Raw genomic sequence first — 18,243 nt, forward strand, 5'->3', positions numbered from 1 at the left:
CAGGTCGGGGTGGAGCGTCACGGGGTGAGCACTCCGTCATGGGCTCTTTCGAGGATCTCGAGAAGCGTGTCGCGGGTGGGTTCGATCGGCGCGATCGCCAGCAACCGCTGCGCCCCGAGCGCCAGCTCCGCGATCCGCGGCAACTGATCACGCGTGAGCCCGATCTCCGCCAGGCTGGCGGGGATGCCGATCGCCCGGTTGATCTCCACGATGCGGGCGATCGTGCGCTCGGGCGATACACCGTCAGCGTGGCCGGGCTCCCCCGCGCCGGTCGCCGACGCCGCGATCGGTCCGTCCGACGCGTCCGACGCGTTCAGGCCGCCACCCGACGCGGCCGGCGCCCCCGGCGCGCTTTCCAGGGCAGCGCCCAGGGCCGCTACGCGTTCCGGCACCGTGTGGCGGATGGTGTCGAGCATGTAGGGGAGCATGAGGCCGGTGCCCAGGCCGTGGGGGGTCTTGGTGAGGGCGCCGATGGGGTATTGGAGGGCGTGGCACAGGTGGGTGCCGGTGGAGCCGAACGCGATACCGCCGAGCAGTGAGCCGCGGGCCACCTCACTGCGGGCACGCCGATCGCCGGGTGAGGCGACAGCGACTTCGAGCCACGGCCCCAGGTGCCGCGCCGCCTGCAGGGCGATCGGCTCGGCCAGCGCGTTCCGCCCGGTGAAGACCGGTAATGGCGCGGCGAAGTCCAGGTCGAACGGCCGGGCCGTGTACGACTCCACCGCGTGCACCAACGCGTCGATACCGGAGTAGGCGGTGACGGTCGCCGGCGACCCGAGCGTCAACTCCGGATCGACGATCGCCGCCGCCGGTACCAGGAACGGGCTCGAGATGCCGACCTTGAGCTCGCGGTCCGGGTCGGAGACCACAGCGACCGGCGTCACCTCGGAACCGGTACCCGCGGTGGTCGGGAGCGCCACGATCGGCACCACCGGACCCGGCACGAGGTTCTCGCCGTAGTAGCTGCTCAGCGGCCCACCGTAGGCCGCGAGCAACGCGATCAGCTTCGCGGCGTCGAGCGCGCTCCCCCCGCCGATCGCGACGATGACGTCGGGTGCGTAGTCCCGGGCCAGGGCCCCGGCGGTGTCCAGCGTGTCGACGGGCAGTTCCGGCGTGACGTCGGAATGGACGCGGACCTCGACCCCGACGGCTTCCAGCTCGGCCACCGCCGACGCCAGGAACGGCGTTCCGGTCAGGAACGGGTCGACGACCGCGAACACGCGGCGGCCGTGAACGCGCACGATCTCCGGGAGCTGATCCCGGGCGCCGTAGCCGAAGTGGACGCGCGCGGGGAGTCGGAGGGTTCCGATCTCAGGCAACGAAGCCTCCGTCCACCGGCAGGATGACGCCGCTCAAGTGGCTCGCGCGGTCACTGAGCAGGAACGACGCGGTGTTACCGACCTCGGTGCCGGTGCCGGCCTTACGCAGCGGCGTCTTGGCGATGCGTTCCTCGACGCCGCCGGGGATCGCGCGGCGGGTCGCGTCGAGCATCGGGGACTCGGTGGGGCCCGGGGCGATGACGTTCACCCGGATGCCGAGGGGGCCGAAGTCGTGGGCGGCGGTGCGGGTGAGGCCGATGACCGCGTGTTTGCTGGCCTGGTACGCGCCCATGCCGGAGCTGCCGCGCAGGCCGCCGATGCTGCTCATGTTGACGATGGCGCCATGGTCTTTCAACACGCGGACTTCTTCGCGGATGCAGAGCCAGGTGCCGCGGACGTTCACGGCCATGATGCGGTCGAAGTCCTCGTCCGGCACCTGGTCGAGGCGGCCCGCCTGGGTCATCGCGGCGTTGTTGAACGCGCCGTCGAGGCGGCCGAAGCGGTCGACGGTGGCGTCGACGAAGCGGGCCACGTCGGCGGCGACCGACACGTCGCCGGTGGTGTAGGCGACGTCGTGGCCGTCCTTCTCCAGCTCGGCGGCGAGGTCGGCGAGGGGGCCTTCGGTGCGGGCCACCAACATGAGCTTCGCCCCGTCGGCGGCGAACACACGTGCGGCATCCGCACCGATCCCCGCGCTCGCCCCGACCACGAGGATCACTTTGTTTTCGAGCTCAGGCATGCGCACTCCGTGTAGTCGATTCCGCCCCGGCGGAGCGGCCGGCCGTCACGGCGGCTCGTGCTGCCGTCCCCAGGAGGGTGCCGTCGTTGCTGAGGAGGGTGAAGGTGAAGCCGGTTTCGGTGGCGTAGCGGACGGCTTCGGCGGTGGCTCCGCCTGCGTTGCCGACGGGTACGCCCGCGGCGCGCGCCTCGGCCACGACCTCGGCGACGAGGTCGGTGACGTCGCCGCCGCCCTCGCTCACCGAGAGATCGGCGGCACCGACGAGCAGGGCGTCGATGCCGTCGGTCGCCGCGATCGATCCCGCGTTGCGCACGCCCTCCGCGCTCTCGATCTGCGCGATGACGACGACCTCCTCCTGGCCGTACCGGAGGTACTCGGCGCGGGGCATCGCGCCCCACTGGCCGGCGCGGCTCGTGGAACCCACGCCGCGCGTACCCCGCGGGGGGAAGCGCGCGGCCGTGACGACTTCCCGGGCCTGGTCGGGGGTGTCGACGTGCGGCACCATGATGCCCTCGGCTCCGGCGTCGAGAATGCGCTGGATGAAGCCCTGGTCCCGGCCCGGCACCCGCACGATCGGTGCCACGCCGGTGTGCAGCGCGGTGCCGATCAGCTGATACGCGGTCTCCAGGTTCATCGGCGAGTGCTCGAGGTCGATCACGACGAAGTCGAACCCGGCCAACGCGACCAGCTCGACCACCTCCATCGCCGGGATCTTCACCCACGTCCCGAGCGCGGGTCCCCGCGCGCCCGCGGGAGCAGCGGCGGCGGCCGCACCGCCGGAAGCGGCCCCGCCGTCCGTTGCGCCTGCGCGCGCCAGCGCAGCGCGGAAGAGGCTGTCGCGCGTCACGGGGCGGGGTAATCGTCGGCGTTGAGGACCCAGCCCGAGGCGGAGAAGTCCACGCGTGGCGGGCCGAAGATGTCGATGAGCTGCTGGTGCTCGCCGATGCCCTGCGTCGTGTGGACCGTCGGCGGCGGGATCACGCAGATCGACGGGGTCGCGATCTCGCGGTGCTCGTCCTCGCGCCACTGCGTGGAGTCCGGCCCCCACGGGTACCGGATGTGGTGCACGAATCGCCCCTTCACCGCGAGCGAGATCTGCTCGAAGTCGTCGTGGTGGTGCGGGGACAGCTTCTTCACCGGGCGCGGTGCCGACTCCTCGGCGAGGAAGTTCACCATCATGTTCGTCGTACGGAAGATGCGTCCGAACCGGCCCTCGGCGATCGGGGTGTCGACCAGCCGGTAGACCCGCAGTTGGAAGCCTCCGACCGGGTCCGGCCACGGCACGAGCGGTGCGGCGCGCAGGTCCGGCGCCGCGAAAGCGTCGGCATTGAGCGCGGCCGACGTCAGGTCGTCCGCCACTGTCGAGAACAACCGGATCAGGACGCCGTCCGCGTCGACGCGGATCGAGCTGTCGCCCGGGGGCACCACGACGAACGCCTCCTCGGCGATCGACTTGGTGGCTTCACCCGCGGTGACCGTTACCGGAGCACTGTCGGAGTACATGAGCACCGCGTACTCGTCGGGCTGCCCGGCGCGCGCGAACACGTCACCCGCGCGCGCCTCGGTGTACGCCAGCACCAGGTTCGACGCTCGCGCGAGCCACGTCCGACTCCCGTTCGGCGCCACCTCGGTGGGTTCCAGAGACAGGAACTCGATCCACTGCGAGTCCTTGATCGGCGTCGAGACGTCGACCGCACGGGCCGGCGCCGCCGCCGCGAGCTTCGAGCGGATGTCGTCCGCCGCGTACGTGGTCATGATGTAGAGCTCCCCTCACTGGTGCGGCCCCGCAAGGCCAGCATCGACCGTGCCTCGTCGGGAGTGGCGATCTCCTTGCCCAGGTCCTCGACCACCGCTCGGATCTTGCGCACCTGCTCGGCATTGCTCTTCGCGAGCTTTCCCTTGCCGATCCACAGGCTGTCCTCGAGCCCCACCCGCACGTTCCCGCCGAGCCAGGCGCTGTGCGTGCCGAACGCCATCTGGTCGCGTCCGGCGGCGAACGCCGAGAAGTAGTAGTCGTCACCGAACAGCTTGTCCGCGATCCGAACCATGTGCTCCAGGTTCTCGTGGTCGGCCCCGATCCCGCCGAGAATCCCGAACACCCCCTGGATCAGCAGCGGCGTCGGCGCCAACCCACGATCGACGAAGTGCGCCAGCGAGTACAGGTGCCCGATGTCGTAGCACTCGTACTCGAACCGCGTGCCGTTCGCGCCGAGCGTCCGCAGCGTGTTCTCGATCCGGTCGAACGAGTTCACGAACGGGTGCGAGTACGTGTTGAGCACGTACGGCTTCTCCCACTCGTGCTTCCACTCGGTCACCTTGTCCGCGATACCGCTGTAGACGAAGTTCATCGAGCCCATGTTGAGCGACGCCAACTCGGGTTCGAACGTCGTCGCCCCCGCCAGGCGCTGCTCCATCGTCATCGCGGTGGAGCCACCGGTCGTGATGTTGATGACCGCGCCGGTCCGTTCGACGATCGGCGGCACGATCTCCTCGAACACCGACGGTTCCCACGCCGGCCGCCCATCCGGGTGACGGGCGTGCAGGTGCACGATCGCGGACCCCGCCTCCACGGACTCCACCGCGGCCTCGACGACCTCGGAGGAAGACAGCGGCAGGTACGGGCTCTGCGACGGCACGTTGACCGACCCCGTCACCGCGGTCGTGATGATGACTTTCGACGCCTTCCGCATCAGGGCTTCTCTTCCAGCCCGAGGAGGTAGGCGGTGTTGTTGCAGATCATCTGACGGATGTCGGCCGCGGGGATGCCGTGGTCGAGCAGCTGCTCACCCATGTACAGGTAGGCGTCGACCGGCAGCGGGTTGCCCTTCTGCCCGAGGTCGGAGTTGATCACGGTGTGCTCGGGCCCGATCTTGCGGATCCAGTCGACGAGCTTCTCGGTGGGCCAGCCGACGGCCTTGACCTCGGGGTTGTACATCGCGAGATCGTGCTCGACGAACACCCCGAGACCGATCATCTCCTCGATGATCGCGTCGCTCACGTTCACGATGTAGTCGGGGTGGTGCAGCATCATGCGCTTCACGCCGGCCTCGCTGGCCGCCTTGAAGAACGCCAGCATCGAGTCCCCGTCGAGGTGACCGCCGGAGAGCATGATCCCGGCGTCCGCGACCAGCTTCAGCACCAGGCGCGTGTCGGCGGAGATGTCGCCCGACTCGTCGTAGATCGAGACTTCCTTCTCGTACAGCTCACCGCCGGCGCTGGGGAAGCCGTCGCCGTCGCTGTGCGCGCAGATGTGCTGGCCCGCCGAGACCGTCGGGCCCCAGACGCAGCGCCCGCCCATGTTGATCGCCAGCGCCACGGCCGACGGGTTGATGCCGCCGACCTCGGAGTTCAGCGCGACACCGCCGTACACGGGGGTGGGCGCGTCCGCGAGCTGCGTCTTCATCGCCAGGACGTCCATGGCCGTGTTGTGGTGGTGCGACTTCACGAGGATCGCGCGCATCTTGATCCGTGCACCGTCGTACGAGGCCTCCACGTGGTCGAGCCGGCGCGGGAACGGGCTCGGGCCGGAGTGGCAGTGCAGGTCGACAGCGCCTTCGAGGACCTGTAACAGCGCTTCGTTGGTGGCCATGCGGGGCGCCTCCGTTGTTCGTATGCCGTACGTCGTGTGCACACTACGGACATCAGAACCGCCAGTCCAGACCCCGAATCGCGCACTTTGCGGTGCGCGTTACGGCTGAGCGTTCACATCGCGATTTCAACGGTTGCATGTTGAACTTCTGCCTGCTTCACTGTCGGAACTTCGAAGACACCGACCGCGAGGAGGCGGAGAGATGAGCGTCGAGCAGCGCGGGAGCCCTCCCAAGCGGTGGCGCACGCCGAGCCCGCAGTGGCTGCTCGTGCTCCCCGCGTTGGCCCTGCTCACGGTGATCCTGCTGGTGCCGCTGGGCCGCAGCGTCGCCACCAGCGTGGGATCGCCGGACTTCACGTTGGAGCACTACAAGACGCTGTTCACCGACGGCGTCACGCTGACCGTCCTGCTCCGCACGGCCGGTACGGCCGCCGCGGTCACGGTGATCGCACTGCTGTTCGGGTATCCGTACGCGTACGTGATGACCCGCGTCGGTCCGCGTCTGCGCGGCGTGCTGATGGTGGTCGTCCTCGTGCCGTTCTGGACGTCGGTCATGGCGCGCAACTTCGCGTGGATCATCATCCTGCAGCGCAACGGACCCGTGGACTCGTTCTTCAAGCTGTTCGGGCTGGATGTCGTGCTCTACCAGACCGTCGGCGGCGTGACGATCGCGATGAGCCAGGTGCTGCTGCCGTTCATGGTCCTACCGCTCTACACCGCGCTGGCCGGCATCGACCGCAAGCTGCTGCTGGCCGCCCGCGGGCTCGGATCGCACCCGGTCAAGGCGTTCTGGAAGATCTACTGGCCGCTCTCGCGCGGCGGCGTGGTGTCAGGCCTGATCCTCGTCTTCACGCTCAGCCTCGGCTTCTACGTCACGCCGGCGCTGGTCGGCGCACCGCAACAGTCGCTGGTCGCGCAGCTGCTCGGCCAGCGCACCACCCAGCTGCTCGATTTTGAGGGCGCCAGCGCACTCGGCCTGGTCGTGCTGATCGTCTCGCTCGTGCTCGTGGCCTGGGCGAACCGTGTGGGCGGCACGATCTCCGCGATCGGCGCCGTCGCCTCCACCGCCCCCGAGAAGGGCCGCTCATGACCACGACCCTCGAACGGGCCCCCATCACGAAGAAGAAGGACCGGGGAGTCGACGCCATCCCCTGGTGGCTGAAACTCGTCACCGGCGTCGTCGGCCTCTACTTCATCCTGCCGACGCTCTTCGTGATCCCGATGAGCTTCAGCAAGGCGACGACGTTCCAGTTCCCGCCGAAGGGCTTCTCCCTGGCCCTGTACGAGAACTTCTTCACCAACCCGGTCTGGCTCGACGCGCTGCGCAACTCGGTCGTCGTCGCGCTGCTGGCCTCGCTGCTGGCCACAGTGGTGGGCACGGCCGCCGCGCTGGGCCTGCACAACCTGCAGGGACGCCTGGCCCAGTTCGCCCGCACGATGCTGATGATCTCGATCGTCACCCCGGCGATCGTGATCGCGGTCGCGGTGTACATCTCGTTCCTGCAGTGGCAACTGGTCGGCACGCTGGCCGGTTACGTCCTGGCGCACGCGGCGATCGGCGTCCCGTTCGTGCTGGTCGCGGTCACCAGCGCGCTCGGCGGCTTCGACCCGAAGCTGCTGCGGGCGTCGGCCTCGCTCGGCGCCCCGCCGGTGCGCACGTTCCTGCGCGTCACGATGCCGCTGATCAGCCGGGGCATCGTCACCGGCGCGGTCTTCGCGTTCGTCACCTCGTTCGACGAGGTCGTGATCGCGCTCTTCCTGCGTTCGCCGGCGCTCCAGACGCTGCCGGTGCAGATGTACAACTCCGTGACCGTCGAGATCGACCCGACGATCGCCGCCTCGTCCAGCGTCGTGGTCACCGCGGTGACCGCCGCCTGCCTCGTCCTGCAGTTCGTGGGCAGCCGCAGGAAGTCCCGTTAGGAACCCCCATGCCTATCGAAGCAACCACCACCACGACCAGCACCGGCATCCGCCTGGAGCACGTCACCAAGAGCTACGGCCTGGCGACGCCGGCCGTGGACGACGTCTCGCTGAGCATCGAGCCGGGAGAGTTCATGACGCTGCTCGGACCGAGCGGCTCCGGCAAGACCACGACGCTCAACCTGATCGCCGGGTTCGAGACGCTCACCGCCGGCACCATCGCGTTCGACGGCGCCGACGTCAGCAGCCTGCCGCCGCACAAACGCAACCTCGGCATGCTGTTCCAGAACTACGCGCTCTTCCCGCACATGACCGTCGCGCAGAACGTGGCCTACCCGTTGCAGGAGCGGAAGGTGCCTAAGCCGGAGATCACCAGGCGGGTCGCCGAGGTCCTGGAACTCGTGCAGCTCACCGGCCGCGACGGTCACCATCCGAACCAGCTGTCCGGTGGTCAGCAGCAGCGGGTCGCGCTCGCCCGCGCGATCGTGTTCGGCCCGAACGCCCTGCTGCTCGACGAGCCGCTCGGCGCCTTGGACCGCAACCTGCGCGGCACGCTGCAGGCCGAGATCCGGCGCATCCACCGCGAGGTCGGCACGACGTTCGTCTTCGTCACGCACGACCAGGAAGAGGCGATGAACCTCTCCGACCGGATCGCGCTGTTCAACAACGGCCGCATCGAACAGGTCGGTACGCCCGAAGACCTCTACCAGCGCCCGGAGACGTTGTTCGCGGCCCGCTTCCTCGGCGACTCGAACGTGTTCGAACTCGAGTCGGCGCCCGACGGCGAAAAAGTTCGCTGGGAGGACAACGTGTGGACCACCGGACCCGGCACCGGCTCCGCGCTCGTCGTCCGTCCGGAAGACGTGCGGTTGAGCGACGGTGACACACCCCCGGGTGCGAACGCAGTGAGCGCCACCATCCGCGACCTCGAGTACCTCGGTTCCTACCGGATGGCGGTGCTGTCGCTCGGCCGTTCCGGGGTGACCGGGAAAGCCCGGCTCGACGCGTCGCAGTCCGATCTCTCGCTCGGTCAGTCGGTCACCGCGTGGTGGCCTGCCGACCGCCAGCGACTCGTAGCCATCTGAACACCCCCACCCCCCTTGTTGAAAGAGGCAACGATGCCCAGACGTTCCCTGGCCGTGGTCAGCACGGTCCTCGCGGTAGCCATGCTGGCTGCCTGCGGTGGCGGAAGCAGCGCCGAGAACGACCCCGACGGCAAGGTCACGCTCACCTTCACCGGGTACGGCGGCGACGGCCAGAAGGCCATGATCGCTTCCTACCAGAAGCCGTACACGGCCGAGCACTCCAACGTCAGCTTCGTGAACACCTCCCCGCCGGACGTGGCGCAGGTGAAGGCACAGGTGCTGAGCAAGTCCGTGAAGTGGGACGTCGTCGCGGTCGCGCCGGCCGCCGCGACGCAGAACTGCGGAAAGCTGTTCGAGGAGCTCGACTTCTCCGACCTGAAGGACAAGGGCAACCTGGTCGACGGCACGGTCGGCAAGTGCTACCTGGGCAACTGGATCAACGCGAACCCGATCGCGTACCGCACCGACGCGTTCCCCGACAAGTCCAAGGCCCCGAAGACCGTCGCGGACTTCTTCGACACCAAGAAGTTCCCCGGTAAGCGCGGTGTGCTCACCAACATCCAGAACGGTGTGCTGGAGTACGCGCTGCTCGCCGACGGCGTCGCGCCGGACAAGATGTACCCGCTGGACGTGCCGCGCGCGCTGAAGAAGCTCGACACGATCCGCAGCCAGACGACGTTCGCGCCGAACGTCGGTGCGCTGCAGCAGGCGGTCGGCGCCGGCCAGGTGGACATGTTCATCCTCCCGGACTCGCGCCTGGTGCCGCTGATGAACTCCGGCACGGCCATCACCGTCACCTGGGACGTCACGGTCACCGCGCTCAACGCGTTCGCGATCCCGAAGGGCTCGCCGAACAAGGAGGCCGCGCGCCGCTTCATCGAGACCGTCGTGACGCCGAAGTCGGTGGAGTCGATCTCCGAGGCACTGGGCACGCAGCCGATCAACAAGGCGGCGAAGGCGAACCTCTCGGTGAATGCCGCGAAGGTCGAAGTGGCCGGTCCGCAGAACAGCGGCCAGGTCGTCCAGCAGGACGTCGACTGGTACTCGAAGAACTTCGATCAGGTCAACACGCAGATGAACAACTGGCTCGTAGGCTAGGACTAATTCACCATGGCGAACTCAGACCCGAGCGATGTCTCGACCTCTGACATCCAGGCGGTCGCCCGCGTCGGCCAGATCTGTGCACTCTTCGGGCCCCGGATCCCGGAGTTGACGGCGGCGGACGTCGCCGACCGCACCGGACTGAACCGCACGACGGCGTACCGGTACTGCGCGTCGATGGTCGCCGCCGGCATCCTCGAACGCGGCACCCGGCGCGGAACGTTCGCGCTCGGCCCGCTCATGCTGGACCTGGGGGCACTGGCTCTCGGGCGTCAGCGGGTCGTCGAGATCGCCCGCCCGTACCTGCAGAAGCTGAGGGCCGCCGTCCGCATGACGGCGGTGCTCAGCGTCGCGGGTGCCCACGGGCCGATCGTCGCGCTCGTCGAAGAGGACACCAGTCGCGTGGTGGTGATGACCGTGCTTCCCGGCACGAAGCTCGACACCACCGCCGCGCAGACCCGGCTGTTCCTCGCCCACGCCGACGAGGCGGCGACCGAGGACCTGCTCGCGGGCCTGTCCCCGGTCGAACGGGTCCGCCTGGAGGCGGACGTCCGGTCGGCCCGCGAGCAGGGCTTCAGCTTCGTCCGGCCGCCCGGCGGGCCGACGGCGGTGGCCGCGCCGATCTTCGACGCCAACGGCCTCTGCGCGACGGTGGCCATTCTGTCCGCCGGCGACATCCCCGACCTGTCTCCCGCGCTGGAGCACCTCCTGGCCGCCGCCGGAGGGCTGAGCGACGAACTAGGAGCTGCCCGTGCCGCCGAAGTATGACGACCTGGCGTCCGCGAACCCGCCGTACTCGAGCTGGGAGTACTTCGGCCGCGACGACCAGCGCGGCACGATCAACTTCCTGACGCCCGCGCGGGTGGCGGCCGCGGCGCAGCTGATCCGCACCGGCAAACAGTTCGGGCTCGACTACGCGGTGAACGCGTTCGAGCCGTATCCGACGGGGACGCGGCCGGCCACCGAGCACCACGTGTTCGCGAACAACGAGTTCCACCGCGACGACTGGGTCGACTCGTTCTACCTGCAGTCGACGACGCAGGTGGACTCGTTACGCCACATCGGACATCCCTCGCACGGCTTCTACAACGGTCGGCCGTCTTCGTCGAACAACGCTTCTTCGACTGACCTCGGGATCCACGTGTGGGCGGAGACCGGCATCGCCGGCCGGGGTGTGCTGCTCGACATCGAGCGGTTCTTCCCTGGGCCCGACTACCACTACGAAGAGACCATTCCGCTAGACGCTTCCGTGCTCGACGCCGTGGCGGCGGAGCAGGGGGTGACGTTCTCGGGCGGGGAGATCCTGCTGCTGCACACGGGTTGGGCGTCACACTATCTCGGGGCGTCGGCGGCGGACCGGGCACGGATCAAGAACACGTCGCCGGGGTTGGCGCAGCGCACCGAGGTGGTGCGCTGGCTCTGGGACCACGAGATCGCGCTCGTGGCGTCGGACAATCTGGCGGTGGAGGCCGACCCGGTCGTCGAGTCGGACTTCCGGATCCCGGGGGCGCAGCCGCCGGAGCGGGGCACCAACCACGACGGGATGCTGCACCGGCCGCTGATCGCGCTGCTCGGGATGGCGATGGGCGAGATGTGGAAGCTCGACGAGCTGGCCGCGGACTGTGCCGCCGACGGTCGGTACGACTTCTTCCTGACGTGCAAGCCGCTGCACCTCATCGGGGGTGTCGGCTCCCCCGCGAACGCCATCGCACTGAAGTGAACAATCGATTGTCTTGACCGCGTCATGGCACGATCGCGGGCATGCCTCCCAGAACCACCGCTGCCGCTGACACCCACGACGTCATCCGCGTGCACGGAGCCCGCGAGAACAACCTCAAGGACGTCAGCGTCGAGCTGCCGAAGCGCCGCCTGACCGTGTTCACGGGGGTGTCCGGGTCGGGCAAGAGCTCGCTGGTCTTCGACACGATCGCGGCCGAGTCGCGGCGACTGATCAACGAGACCTACAGCACGTTCATCCAGGGGTTCATGCCGACGCAGTCCCGTCCCGAGGTCGACGTTCTCGAGGGCCTGACGACCGCGATCATCGTCGATCAGCAGCGCATGGGAGCCGATCCGCGCTCCACGGTCGGCACGGCCACCGACGCCCACGCGATGCTGCGGATCCTGTTCAGCCGGTTGGGGCAGCCGCACATCGGTTCGCCGCAGGCGTTCTCGTTCAACGTGGCGTCGATCAGCGGCGCGGGCGCGGTGACAGTGAACAAGGGTGGGCAGACGGTCAAGGAGCGCCGGGAGTTCTCGATCACCGGCGGGATGTGTCCCCGGTGCGAGGGCCGGGGCTCGGTCAACGACATCAACCTGTCGGCGCTGTACGACGAGGACAAGTCGCTCAACGAGAGCGCGATTCTGATCCCCGGCTACAGCATGGAGGGTTGGTACGGGCGAATCTTCCGGGGCGTGGGGTACTTCGACCCGGCCAAGCCGATCAAGAAGTTCAGCAAGAAGGAAATGCAGGACCTCCTCTACCGGGAGGCGACGAAGATCAAGGTCGACGGCATCAACCTGACGTATGCCGGGCTCATCCCGTCGATCCAGAAGTCTTTTCTGTCGAAGGACATCGATTCGCTGCAGCCGCACATCCGGGCGTTCGTGGAGCGGGTGGCGACGTTCACCACGTGCCCCGAGTGCGGTGGTACGCGTCTGAACGAGGCGGCACGGTCTTCGACGATCGACGATGTCAGCATCGCGGACGCGTGTGCCATGCAGATCACCGACCTGGCGTCGTGGGTGCGGGGGCTCTCGGACCCGTCGGTGGCGCCGCTGCTGGCGACGTTGCAGCACACGCTCGACTCGTTCGTCGAGATCGGACTCGGGTACCTGTCGCTGGAGCGGCCCTCCGGGACACTCTCGGGTGGCGAGGCACAGCGCACGAAGATGATCCGCCACCTCGGCTCGTCGCTGACCGACGTCACGTACGTGTTCGACGAGCCGACGATCGGGCTGCACCCGCACGACATCCAGCGCATGAACAACCTGCTGCTGCAGTTGCGCGACAAGGGCAACACCGTGCTGGTCGTCGAGCACAAGCCCGAGGCGATCGCGATCGCCGACCACGTCGTGGACCTGGGGCCCGGGGCGGGAACCGCGGGCGGTGAGGTGATGTTCGAGGGGACGGTGTCGGGTCTGCGGGCGAGTGGCACGTTGACCGGCCGGCATCTGGACGATCGGGCGTCGTTGAAGTCGTCGGTGCGGTCGTCCACCGGTGTGTTGTCGGTGCGGGGGGCTTCCTCACACAACTTGCAGAACGTCGACGTCGATGTGCCGTTGGGTGTGTTGGTCGTCGTCACCGGGGTCGCGGGGTCGGGGAAGAGCTCGCTGATCCACGGGTCGGTGGCCGGGCGTGACGGGGTGATGGCCGTCGATCAGACGCCGATCCGCGGGTCACGGCGTAGCAACCCGGCGACGTACACCAGCCTTCTGGAGCCCATCCGCAAGGCGTTCGCGAAGGCCAACGGGGTGAAGCCGGCGCTGTTCAGCGCGAACTCCGAGGGTGCGTGCCCGAACTGCAAGGGTGCCGGGGTGATCTACTCCGATCTGGCGATCATGGCCGGGGTCGCGACGGTGTGCGAGGTGTGCGAGGGCAAGCGGTTCTCCGCCGACGTGCTCGAGTACACGTTCGGGGGGAAGGACATCTCCGAGGTGCTCGGGATGCCGGTGTCGGAGGCCGCTTCGTTCTTCGGTTCCGGCGAGGGCGCGCTGCCCGCGGCGCAGAAGATCGTCGATCGTCTCGCGGATGTGGGGCTGGGATATCTGACGCTGGGGCAGCCGCTCACAACGCTGTCCGGGGGCGAGCGGCAGCGGCTCAAACTGGCTACGCAGATGGGTGACAAGGGCGGGATCTACATCCTCGACGAGCCCACGACGGGGTTGCACCTCGCTGACGTGGAGAATCTGCTGGGGTTGCTGGATCGGTTGGTCGATTCGGGCAAGTCGGTGATCGTGATCGAGCATCACCAGGCCGTGATGGCGCACGCCGACTGGATCATCGACCTCGGGCCGGGCGCGGGTCACGACGGTGGCACGATCGTGTTCGAGGGGACGCCGGCTGAGTTGGTGAAGGCGCGTTCGACGCTGACCGGTGAGCACTTGGCGGACTACGTGGGGGTGTAGCCCCCGCACGCCGTCGGGGTCCCGCGCGCTGTTCGGGGTCCCGCGCGCTGCGGGGTCCCGACGACTTCTCGGGCCTACAACGACTTCCCGGGCCTACGTCGGCCGGTCGTAGGCCCGGGAAGTCGTTGATGCCCCGATAAGTCGTCGGCGCATCGGCGGGCTCGATGGTGCCCATCCGGATCACTCATTTCCGCGAGCGCTCCGCCGCACCGAGGATGAGCGAATGGGACGGTGCGCGGAGAGATCGTCGTCGTGACCGGAGCCGCCCGGGGCCAGGGCGCGGCGGAGGCCGCAGCGCTAGCCCGAGAGGGCGCCATCCTGATCGCCACCGACAGCGAATGCCTCCCCCGCGTTCGCCGAGGCGGCGTTCCGGGGATCCCGCCCTCCCTGACCCGCCCGCGGGCCGCGGGTTGGAGCGCACGAGTTTTCGGGGTTTCGCGTCGAGTTTCCGGGCTCATCGCAGCTGGTTTGAGGCCGGAAAGTCGGCGGATGAGCCCGGGAAGTTGTGGGTTGACTTCGAGCGCGCTCCGAGGGCGACGATCGGGCATGACAGATCGCATCAGCACACCGTTCGGAGCGACCTCGACCGCGGCCGAGTTGATCGCGGGCGTCGATCTGCGAGGCAAGCGCGCGATCGTCACCGGGGGCGCGTCGGGGATCGGGGTCGAGACCGCCCGGGCGCTCGCCCTCGCGAGGCGGAGGACACGCTCGCGGTGCGGCGCACCGGACCGGCTGAGGACGTCGCCGCCGACATCCGGAAGAGCACCGGGAACGACGCGGTGCGGGTCGCGCCGCTCGAGCTCGTGGATCCGGCGAGCATCGCGGCGTACGCCCGTGCGTGGAGCGGGCCGCTGCGCGCTCACGAACGCGCTGCACCGTGCGCTGGCGGAGGCGGGCGGGGCCCAGGGCCGTGTCTCCAGGCGCTGACCACCCCCTGAGCCGCCGGCCGTGCGGCCGGCGGCGGGTGGGGTCAGCCGTCGGTGGGGGCGGGGAGGGGGGTGGACCAGGTGGTGGGCGTCAGGAGGCGTTCGCGGGTGAAATGTTGGCCCGCGCGGGTGCGGCCGGTGGCGAGGAGGCGTGCTCGGTAGAGGCCTGCTGCCGCCGCCCGGAAGGTCGTAACGAAGTTGCCGTCGTCGGACGGCGGCAACGGCTGGGTCGTCACGCGGCCCGCGGGGTCCGTGATCTCCGCGGTGACGGTCACCTCGGACGCCGCCTCGCCCGCCTGGGTCACCGCCGCGCCGAGCGTCACCGACGTGCCGGGCTCGAACGAGTCCTGCGTCGAGAACGCCTGCAGCGAGATCCCCGACCACGCGTGTACTCGCACCCCGAACGTCGCCACGGGGGTGGCTGCGGCGAACCCGTGGATCGTCGTCGGCGCGTTGATCACCGCGTAGGCCCGTTCGCGCTCGGACGTGACCCCGAGCGGTGGTGCCGCGGCCGCGGCGGCGAAGCCACGCCCAGCGGGCACCCGCCCACGGACCCCGCGCAGGATCGAGGTGTCGGCACCCTGTTCCGACGGGGTCCGCCGGGGCTGCCCGGGCGCCACCACCACGTTCCAGGTACCGCCCTGTTCGAACCGGCGGGGCTTCAGCGCGACCGGCAACGCGATCCGGTACCACGCCAGCCCCGAGCTCGTCCCGTACCGCATCGCCGGTTCCCCCTCCGCCAGCCAGGGCTCGATCAGCAAACCCCCGGGCGTCTGCAGCCGGAAGTCCACCGCCTCCGGCGTCGCCGTCGACAACAGCACGTCGAAGCCACCGTCCGCGTCGGTGACCGTAAACGGAATCCGGGTGACGTCAGTCAGCTGCCCACCGCCCGTGAACACCACGTCCGCGCCGCTGACGTCAGCCAGGATCTGCAGCAGCGCCTCGTCCAGGTTCGCCTCGCCGCTGCTCAGCGCCGTACCGCCGGTCAACCCGGACAGGTCGCTCAGCGGCGGCACGCCGATCGAGTTCGGACGCCCCAGCTGCACGGAGTGGACGGTCTCGGTGGTGGCTTCCCCGATCACCTCGGTGAGCGTGCGCGGCTGGTTCTCGATGCCGTCGGTCAGCACCACCAGCGACCGCGAACCGAACGAGCCGGCGTTCACGGCGGTGCGTCCCGCCGCGACCCCGTCGCCGATCGACGTGGTGCCGCGGGGGTCGAGCCCGTGCCCGTTCAGCACGCCCACGGTGGCCACCCGATTGGCGTCGTCATCGGAGAGGATCAGGACCTCCTGGAGGACCTCGGCATCGGCGTCGAACCCGACGACACCGAGGCCGTCTCCCGAAGGGAGCAGCGCCGCGAACGCGGGCGCGACGCGGCGGACGGCGTCGATGCGGCCGTCGGCGGCCATGCTGTTCGAGCGGTCGACGACGAGCACGGTGGCGTTGCCGGTGCGGGGCACAGTGTTGGCGTCGACGCTGATCTGCCAGGTGGTGCCCGCGGCCGGGTCGCGGACGGTGAGGGTCTGCGTCGGGATCGCGGAGGGGGCGACGCCGGTGCGGTAGGCGAGCTCGAACGTGGCGGTCGGGTCCTGCGCGGGGTCCACGGTGACGCTCCGGGTGCGCGCGGCCAGCTGTGGGTGGACCGGCGGGTCGAGTTCCAGGGTCACCGTGGTGTGCACGGAGAAGCGGATCGACGCGGTCGCCTCGGCGACCATGCCGAGCGGCCCCTGGGCGACGTCGGCGAAGCGCACGACCGGCGTGAGCAGGGTGATCGCGGGCGGGGTGCAGTGTTCGGTCTCGAAGTGCTTGTCGGTGCCGGGGCCGACGATGAACCCGAGCGTGTTCCAGGACGCGACCATCTCCTCACCGCTGGTGACGTCGCGGTCCCAGCGGATCTGCTCGGTGGCCTCGGCGTTCTCGTAGACGTCGAGGGGGCGCGGGACGGGCCACCAGGTGTCGGCGCAGGCCTGGAAGTCCGCCTGCCACGGCAACGCCATCGACGACGTGACGGCGCCGGGGGTCACAGCGGTGTGGTCGAGCCGGAACGCGGCGGTGTACGGGGCTTCGAGGATGGGGCGCCTGCCCTCGTCGAGTCCGCCGGCTTCGATGCCGGGGAAGAACGCGCCGCCGACGGCTCCGTCGAGTGCCGCGCGGTCGAGGCCGGCGGGGGTGATCGCCGGGTCGGGCTGGGGTTCGCCGGCCCAGTCCTGGGTGTACGTGCCGGCTTTCCAGCGGTCGAGGTGCGCGGCCTGGGTCGCGGTGAGGACGGCGTCCTCGCCGGAGAGTGCGGGCATGTCGCCGGTCGGGCGCAGGCGTTTGACGATGCGGTCGATCGTGCGCTGCTGGGTGACCGGGTGCGGCCAGGCGTGCGCCCCGCCGACGGAGGCCACCCATTTGCTGTCGGCCGCGCGCCGCAGGACCGGGTAGACGTCGTGCGTGTACGACGTGGTGGTGGGTGCGGTGGCGAGGCCGAGCGTGACCATGCGGTCGAACAGCCGGTCGTACAGCGTGATCACGTTGTCCTGGTGCGGCGCGAACTTCGGCGGGCCGACGAGGACCCAGGCGCCTTCCACCGGTGGCGTCGATCCGTCCGGAAGGGTGAGCGTCGCGGTGACGGGACCGTCGGCGACGTCGTCGTACCAGCCGGCGTTGCCCCAGAAGTCCTGGATTCCGTTGCCTTCGGGCGACGCGCTGGTGCCGTGTCCACCGAGGACGAGTAACCGGCCGTCGGCTTCGGTGCGGGCCTCGCCGAGCGGCACGGTGACCGGCTGCTGGCCGGAGAACGTGATCGTGCCCGTGTCGAAGAGGGCGGTCTGGCCGGGTCCGTCGAGGGTGCGGGGGCCGGGATCGATCGTGAGCTCGGCGGCGGGTTCGGTGTTGCCCCGGCCCGGGTCGGCGGCCTTCGCGTTGGCGAGGTGGACGGTCCAACTGACGCCGGTCGTGATCTCCTCGGTCGTGCCGTCGTCGTGGTGGGCGAAGACGCGGAACCGTGCGGCCTGGCGTTTGATGCGGCACTGGTCGTCTTTGAACCCGTCGGCGGGCGCGGGATGCTCGTTGGGGCGCTCGGGGCCGACGAAGAACTCGTCGGGACTGTCGCCGACACGCGCGAGCCCGATCGCCGGGTGGATCTTGTAGGTCGTTGCCACGTACGCCCCCGTCTGGGTCCACTTCGACTGATGGGAATCTGGTCAAGAACGTAAACCTGTGCGCAAGGGCCCCGGATCACCCCATACGGGCGCTGGCTTCGATGTTTGCCGTGGCGGGTGGGCGGCGTGTGGCGTCGTAGCGTCGGAAAGCCGACTCGGTCGGGTCCGGGAGGTGGTCGCTCACCTCACCGCGGGCGCGAGTATCGGACCCGCGCGGTGGATGCGGAGCATGCTCGCGGCCGGGTTCAACGCCGATCGGCGGCTCGCCGAGCACCTCGGGGGCTCACCCG

14 protein-coding genes and 1 pseudogene are annotated in these 18,243 nt (G+C 69.5%); 8 read left to right on the forward strand and 7 right to left on the reverse strand.

The window, feature by feature from the left end; genetic code table 11:
- Nucleotides 1–17: 17 nt before the first annotated feature.
- Genes ACGFY5_RS11640 through ACGFY5_RS11665 form a run of 6 tightly spaced genes read right to left on the reverse strand, consistent with a single transcriptional unit; the run spans nucleotide 18 to nucleotide 5,647 of the window.
- Nucleotides 18–1,319 (reverse strand): iron-containing alcohol dehydrogenase, encoded by a 1,302-nt coding sequence (locus tag ACGFY5_RS11640; RefSeq protein ID WP_392719536.1) that lies wholly within the window; start codon nucleotides 1,317–1,319, stop codon nucleotides 18–20.
- Nucleotides 1,312–2,058 carry an SDR family NAD(P)-dependent oxidoreductase gene (locus ACGFY5_RS11645; protein ID WP_392719537.1) on the reverse strand — a complete coding sequence of 249 codons (747 nt, stop codon included), beginning with the start codon at nucleotides 2,056–2,058 and terminating at the stop codon, nucleotides 1,312–1,314. The genes ACGFY5_RS11640 and ACGFY5_RS11645 overlap by 8 nt, the downstream gene beginning before the upstream one ends.
- Nucleotides 2,051–2,905 carry an HpcH/HpaI aldolase/citrate lyase family protein gene (locus ACGFY5_RS11650; protein WP_392719538.1) on the reverse strand — a complete coding sequence of 285 codons (855 nt, stop codon included), beginning with the start codon at nucleotides 2,903–2,905 and terminating at the stop codon, nucleotides 2,051–2,053. Before ACGFY5_RS11650 ends, ACGFY5_RS11645 begins: the two co-directional genes overlap by 8 nt.
- Nucleotides 2,902–3,813 carry a hypothetical protein gene (locus ACGFY5_RS11655; RefSeq protein ID WP_392719539.1) on the reverse strand — a complete coding sequence of 304 codons (912 nt, stop codon included), beginning with the start codon at nucleotides 3,811–3,813 and terminating at the stop codon, nucleotides 2,902–2,904. Before ACGFY5_RS11655 ends, ACGFY5_RS11650 begins: the two co-directional genes overlap by 4 nt.
- On the reverse strand, nucleotides 3,810–4,748 hold the full coding sequence (locus ACGFY5_RS11660; protein WP_392719540.1) for a 3-keto-5-aminohexanoate cleavage protein: 939 nt from the start codon (nucleotides 4,746–4,748) through the stop codon (nucleotides 3,810–3,812). Before ACGFY5_RS11660 ends, ACGFY5_RS11655 begins: the two co-directional genes overlap by 4 nt.
- Nucleotides 4,748–5,647, reverse strand: coding sequence for a DUF6282 family protein (locus tag ACGFY5_RS11665; protein ID WP_392719541.1), 900 nt, complete (start codon nucleotides 5,645–5,647; stop codon nucleotides 4,748–4,750). The genes ACGFY5_RS11660 and ACGFY5_RS11665 overlap by 1 nt, the downstream gene beginning before the upstream one ends.
- A 202-nt stretch (nucleotides 5,648–5,849) precedes the next feature.
- On the opposite strand from ACGFY5_RS11665, the gene ACGFY5_RS11670 reads away from it, so the two are divergent.
- The 8 genes and pseudogenes from ACGFY5_RS11670 to ACGFY5_RS11705 all read left to right on the forward strand — a co-directional run.
- Nucleotides 5,850–6,737, forward strand: a complete 888-nt coding sequence (locus ACGFY5_RS11670) for an ABC transporter permease (RefSeq protein WP_392719542.1) — start codon at nucleotides 5,850–5,852, stop codon at nucleotides 6,735–6,737.
- Nucleotides 6,734–7,567 carry an ABC transporter permease gene (locus tag ACGFY5_RS11675; protein WP_392719543.1) on the forward strand — a complete coding sequence of 278 codons (834 nt, stop codon included), beginning with the start codon at nucleotides 6,734–6,736 and terminating at the stop codon, nucleotides 7,565–7,567. The genes ACGFY5_RS11670 and ACGFY5_RS11675 overlap by 4 nt, the downstream gene beginning before the upstream one ends.
- An 8-nt stretch (nucleotides 7,568–7,575) precedes the next feature.
- A complete protein-coding gene (locus ACGFY5_RS11680; RefSeq protein ID WP_392719544.1) occupies nucleotides 7,576–8,652 on the forward strand; it encodes an ABC transporter ATP-binding protein in 1,077 nt (358 codons plus the stop codon).
- Between the two features lie 33 nt (nucleotides 8,653–8,685).
- Entirely contained in the window at nucleotides 8,686–9,750 is a 1,065-nt protein-coding gene (locus tag ACGFY5_RS11685; RefSeq protein ID WP_392719545.1) for an extracellular solute-binding protein, read from the forward strand.
- A gap of 12 nt (nucleotides 9,751–9,762) precedes the next feature.
- On the forward strand, nucleotides 9,763–10,521 hold the full coding sequence (locus tag ACGFY5_RS11690) for an IclR family transcriptional regulator (protein WP_392719546.1): 759 nt from the start codon (nucleotides 9,763–9,765) through the stop codon (nucleotides 10,519–10,521).
- Entirely contained in the window at nucleotides 10,505–11,473 is a 969-nt protein-coding gene (locus ACGFY5_RS11695) for a cyclase family protein (protein WP_392719547.1), read from the forward strand. The genes ACGFY5_RS11690 and ACGFY5_RS11695 overlap by 17 nt, the downstream gene beginning before the upstream one ends.
- A 41-nt stretch (nucleotides 11,474–11,514) precedes the next feature.
- Nucleotides 11,515–13,881 (forward strand): ATP-binding cassette domain-containing protein, encoded by a 2,367-nt coding sequence (locus ACGFY5_RS11700; RefSeq protein WP_392719548.1) that lies wholly within the window; start codon nucleotides 11,515–11,517, stop codon nucleotides 13,879–13,881.
- Nucleotides 13,882–14,427: 546 nt separating this feature from the next.
- Nucleotides 14,428–14,735 (forward strand): annotated as a pseudogene (locus ACGFY5_RS11705) (SDR family NAD(P)-dependent oxidoreductase); the annotation flags it as partial.
- 116 nt (nucleotides 14,736–14,851) lie between these two features.
- Here the strand turns inward: ACGFY5_RS11705 and ACGFY5_RS11710 are convergent.
- Nucleotides 14,852–17,953 (reverse strand): LodA/GoxA family CTQ-dependent oxidase, encoded by a 3,102-nt coding sequence (locus ACGFY5_RS11710; RefSeq protein WP_392719549.1) that lies wholly within the window; start codon nucleotides 17,951–17,953, stop codon nucleotides 14,852–14,854.
- Nucleotides 17,954–18,243 lie beyond the last annotated feature (290 nt).

This window comes from Cryptosporangium sp. NPDC048952 (genome assembly GCF_043197895.1).
Lineage (GTDB): Bacteria > Actinomycetota > Actinomycetes > Mycobacteriales > Cryptosporangiaceae > Cryptosporangium.

Excerpts from the sequence above, each read along its gene's own strand:
- ACGFY5_RS11665 (WP_392719541.1), bottom strand. The coding sequence starts at position 5,647 with ATGGCCACCAACGAAGCGCTGTTACAGGTCCTCGAAGGCGCTGTCGAC.
- ACGFY5_RS11670 (WP_392719542.1), top strand. The coding sequence starts at position 5,850 with ATGAGCGTCGAGCAGCGCGGGAGCCCTCCCAAGCGGTGGCGCACGCCG.
- ACGFY5_RS11680 (WP_392719544.1), top strand. The coding sequence starts at position 7,576 with ATGCCTATCGAAGCAACCACCACCACGACCAGCACCGGCATCCGCCTG.
- ACGFY5_RS11645 (WP_392719537.1), bottom strand. The coding sequence starts at position 2,058 with ATGCCTGAGCTCGAAAACAAAGTGATCCTCGTGGTCGGGGCGAGCGCG.
- ACGFY5_RS11655 (WP_392719539.1), bottom strand. The coding sequence starts at position 3,813 with ATGACCACGTACGCGGCGGACGACATCCGCTCGAAGCTCGCGGCGGCG.
- ACGFY5_RS11700 (WP_392719548.1), top strand. The coding sequence starts at position 11,515 with ATGCCTCCCAGAACCACCGCTGCCGCTGACACCCACGACGTCATCCGC.
- ACGFY5_RS11675 (WP_392719543.1), top strand. The coding sequence starts at position 6,734 with ATGACCACGACCCTCGAACGGGCCCCCATCACGAAGAAGAAGGACCGG.
- ACGFY5_RS11685 (WP_392719545.1), top strand. The coding sequence starts at position 8,686 with ATGCCCAGACGTTCCCTGGCCGTGGTCAGCACGGTCCTCGCGGTAGCC.
- ACGFY5_RS11690 (WP_392719546.1), top strand. The coding sequence starts at position 9,763 with ATGGCGAACTCAGACCCGAGCGATGTCTCGACCTCTGACATCCAGGCG.
- ACGFY5_RS11660 (WP_392719540.1), bottom strand. The coding sequence starts at position 4,748 with ATGCGGAAGGCGTCGAAAGTCATCATCACGACCGCGGTGACGGGGTCG.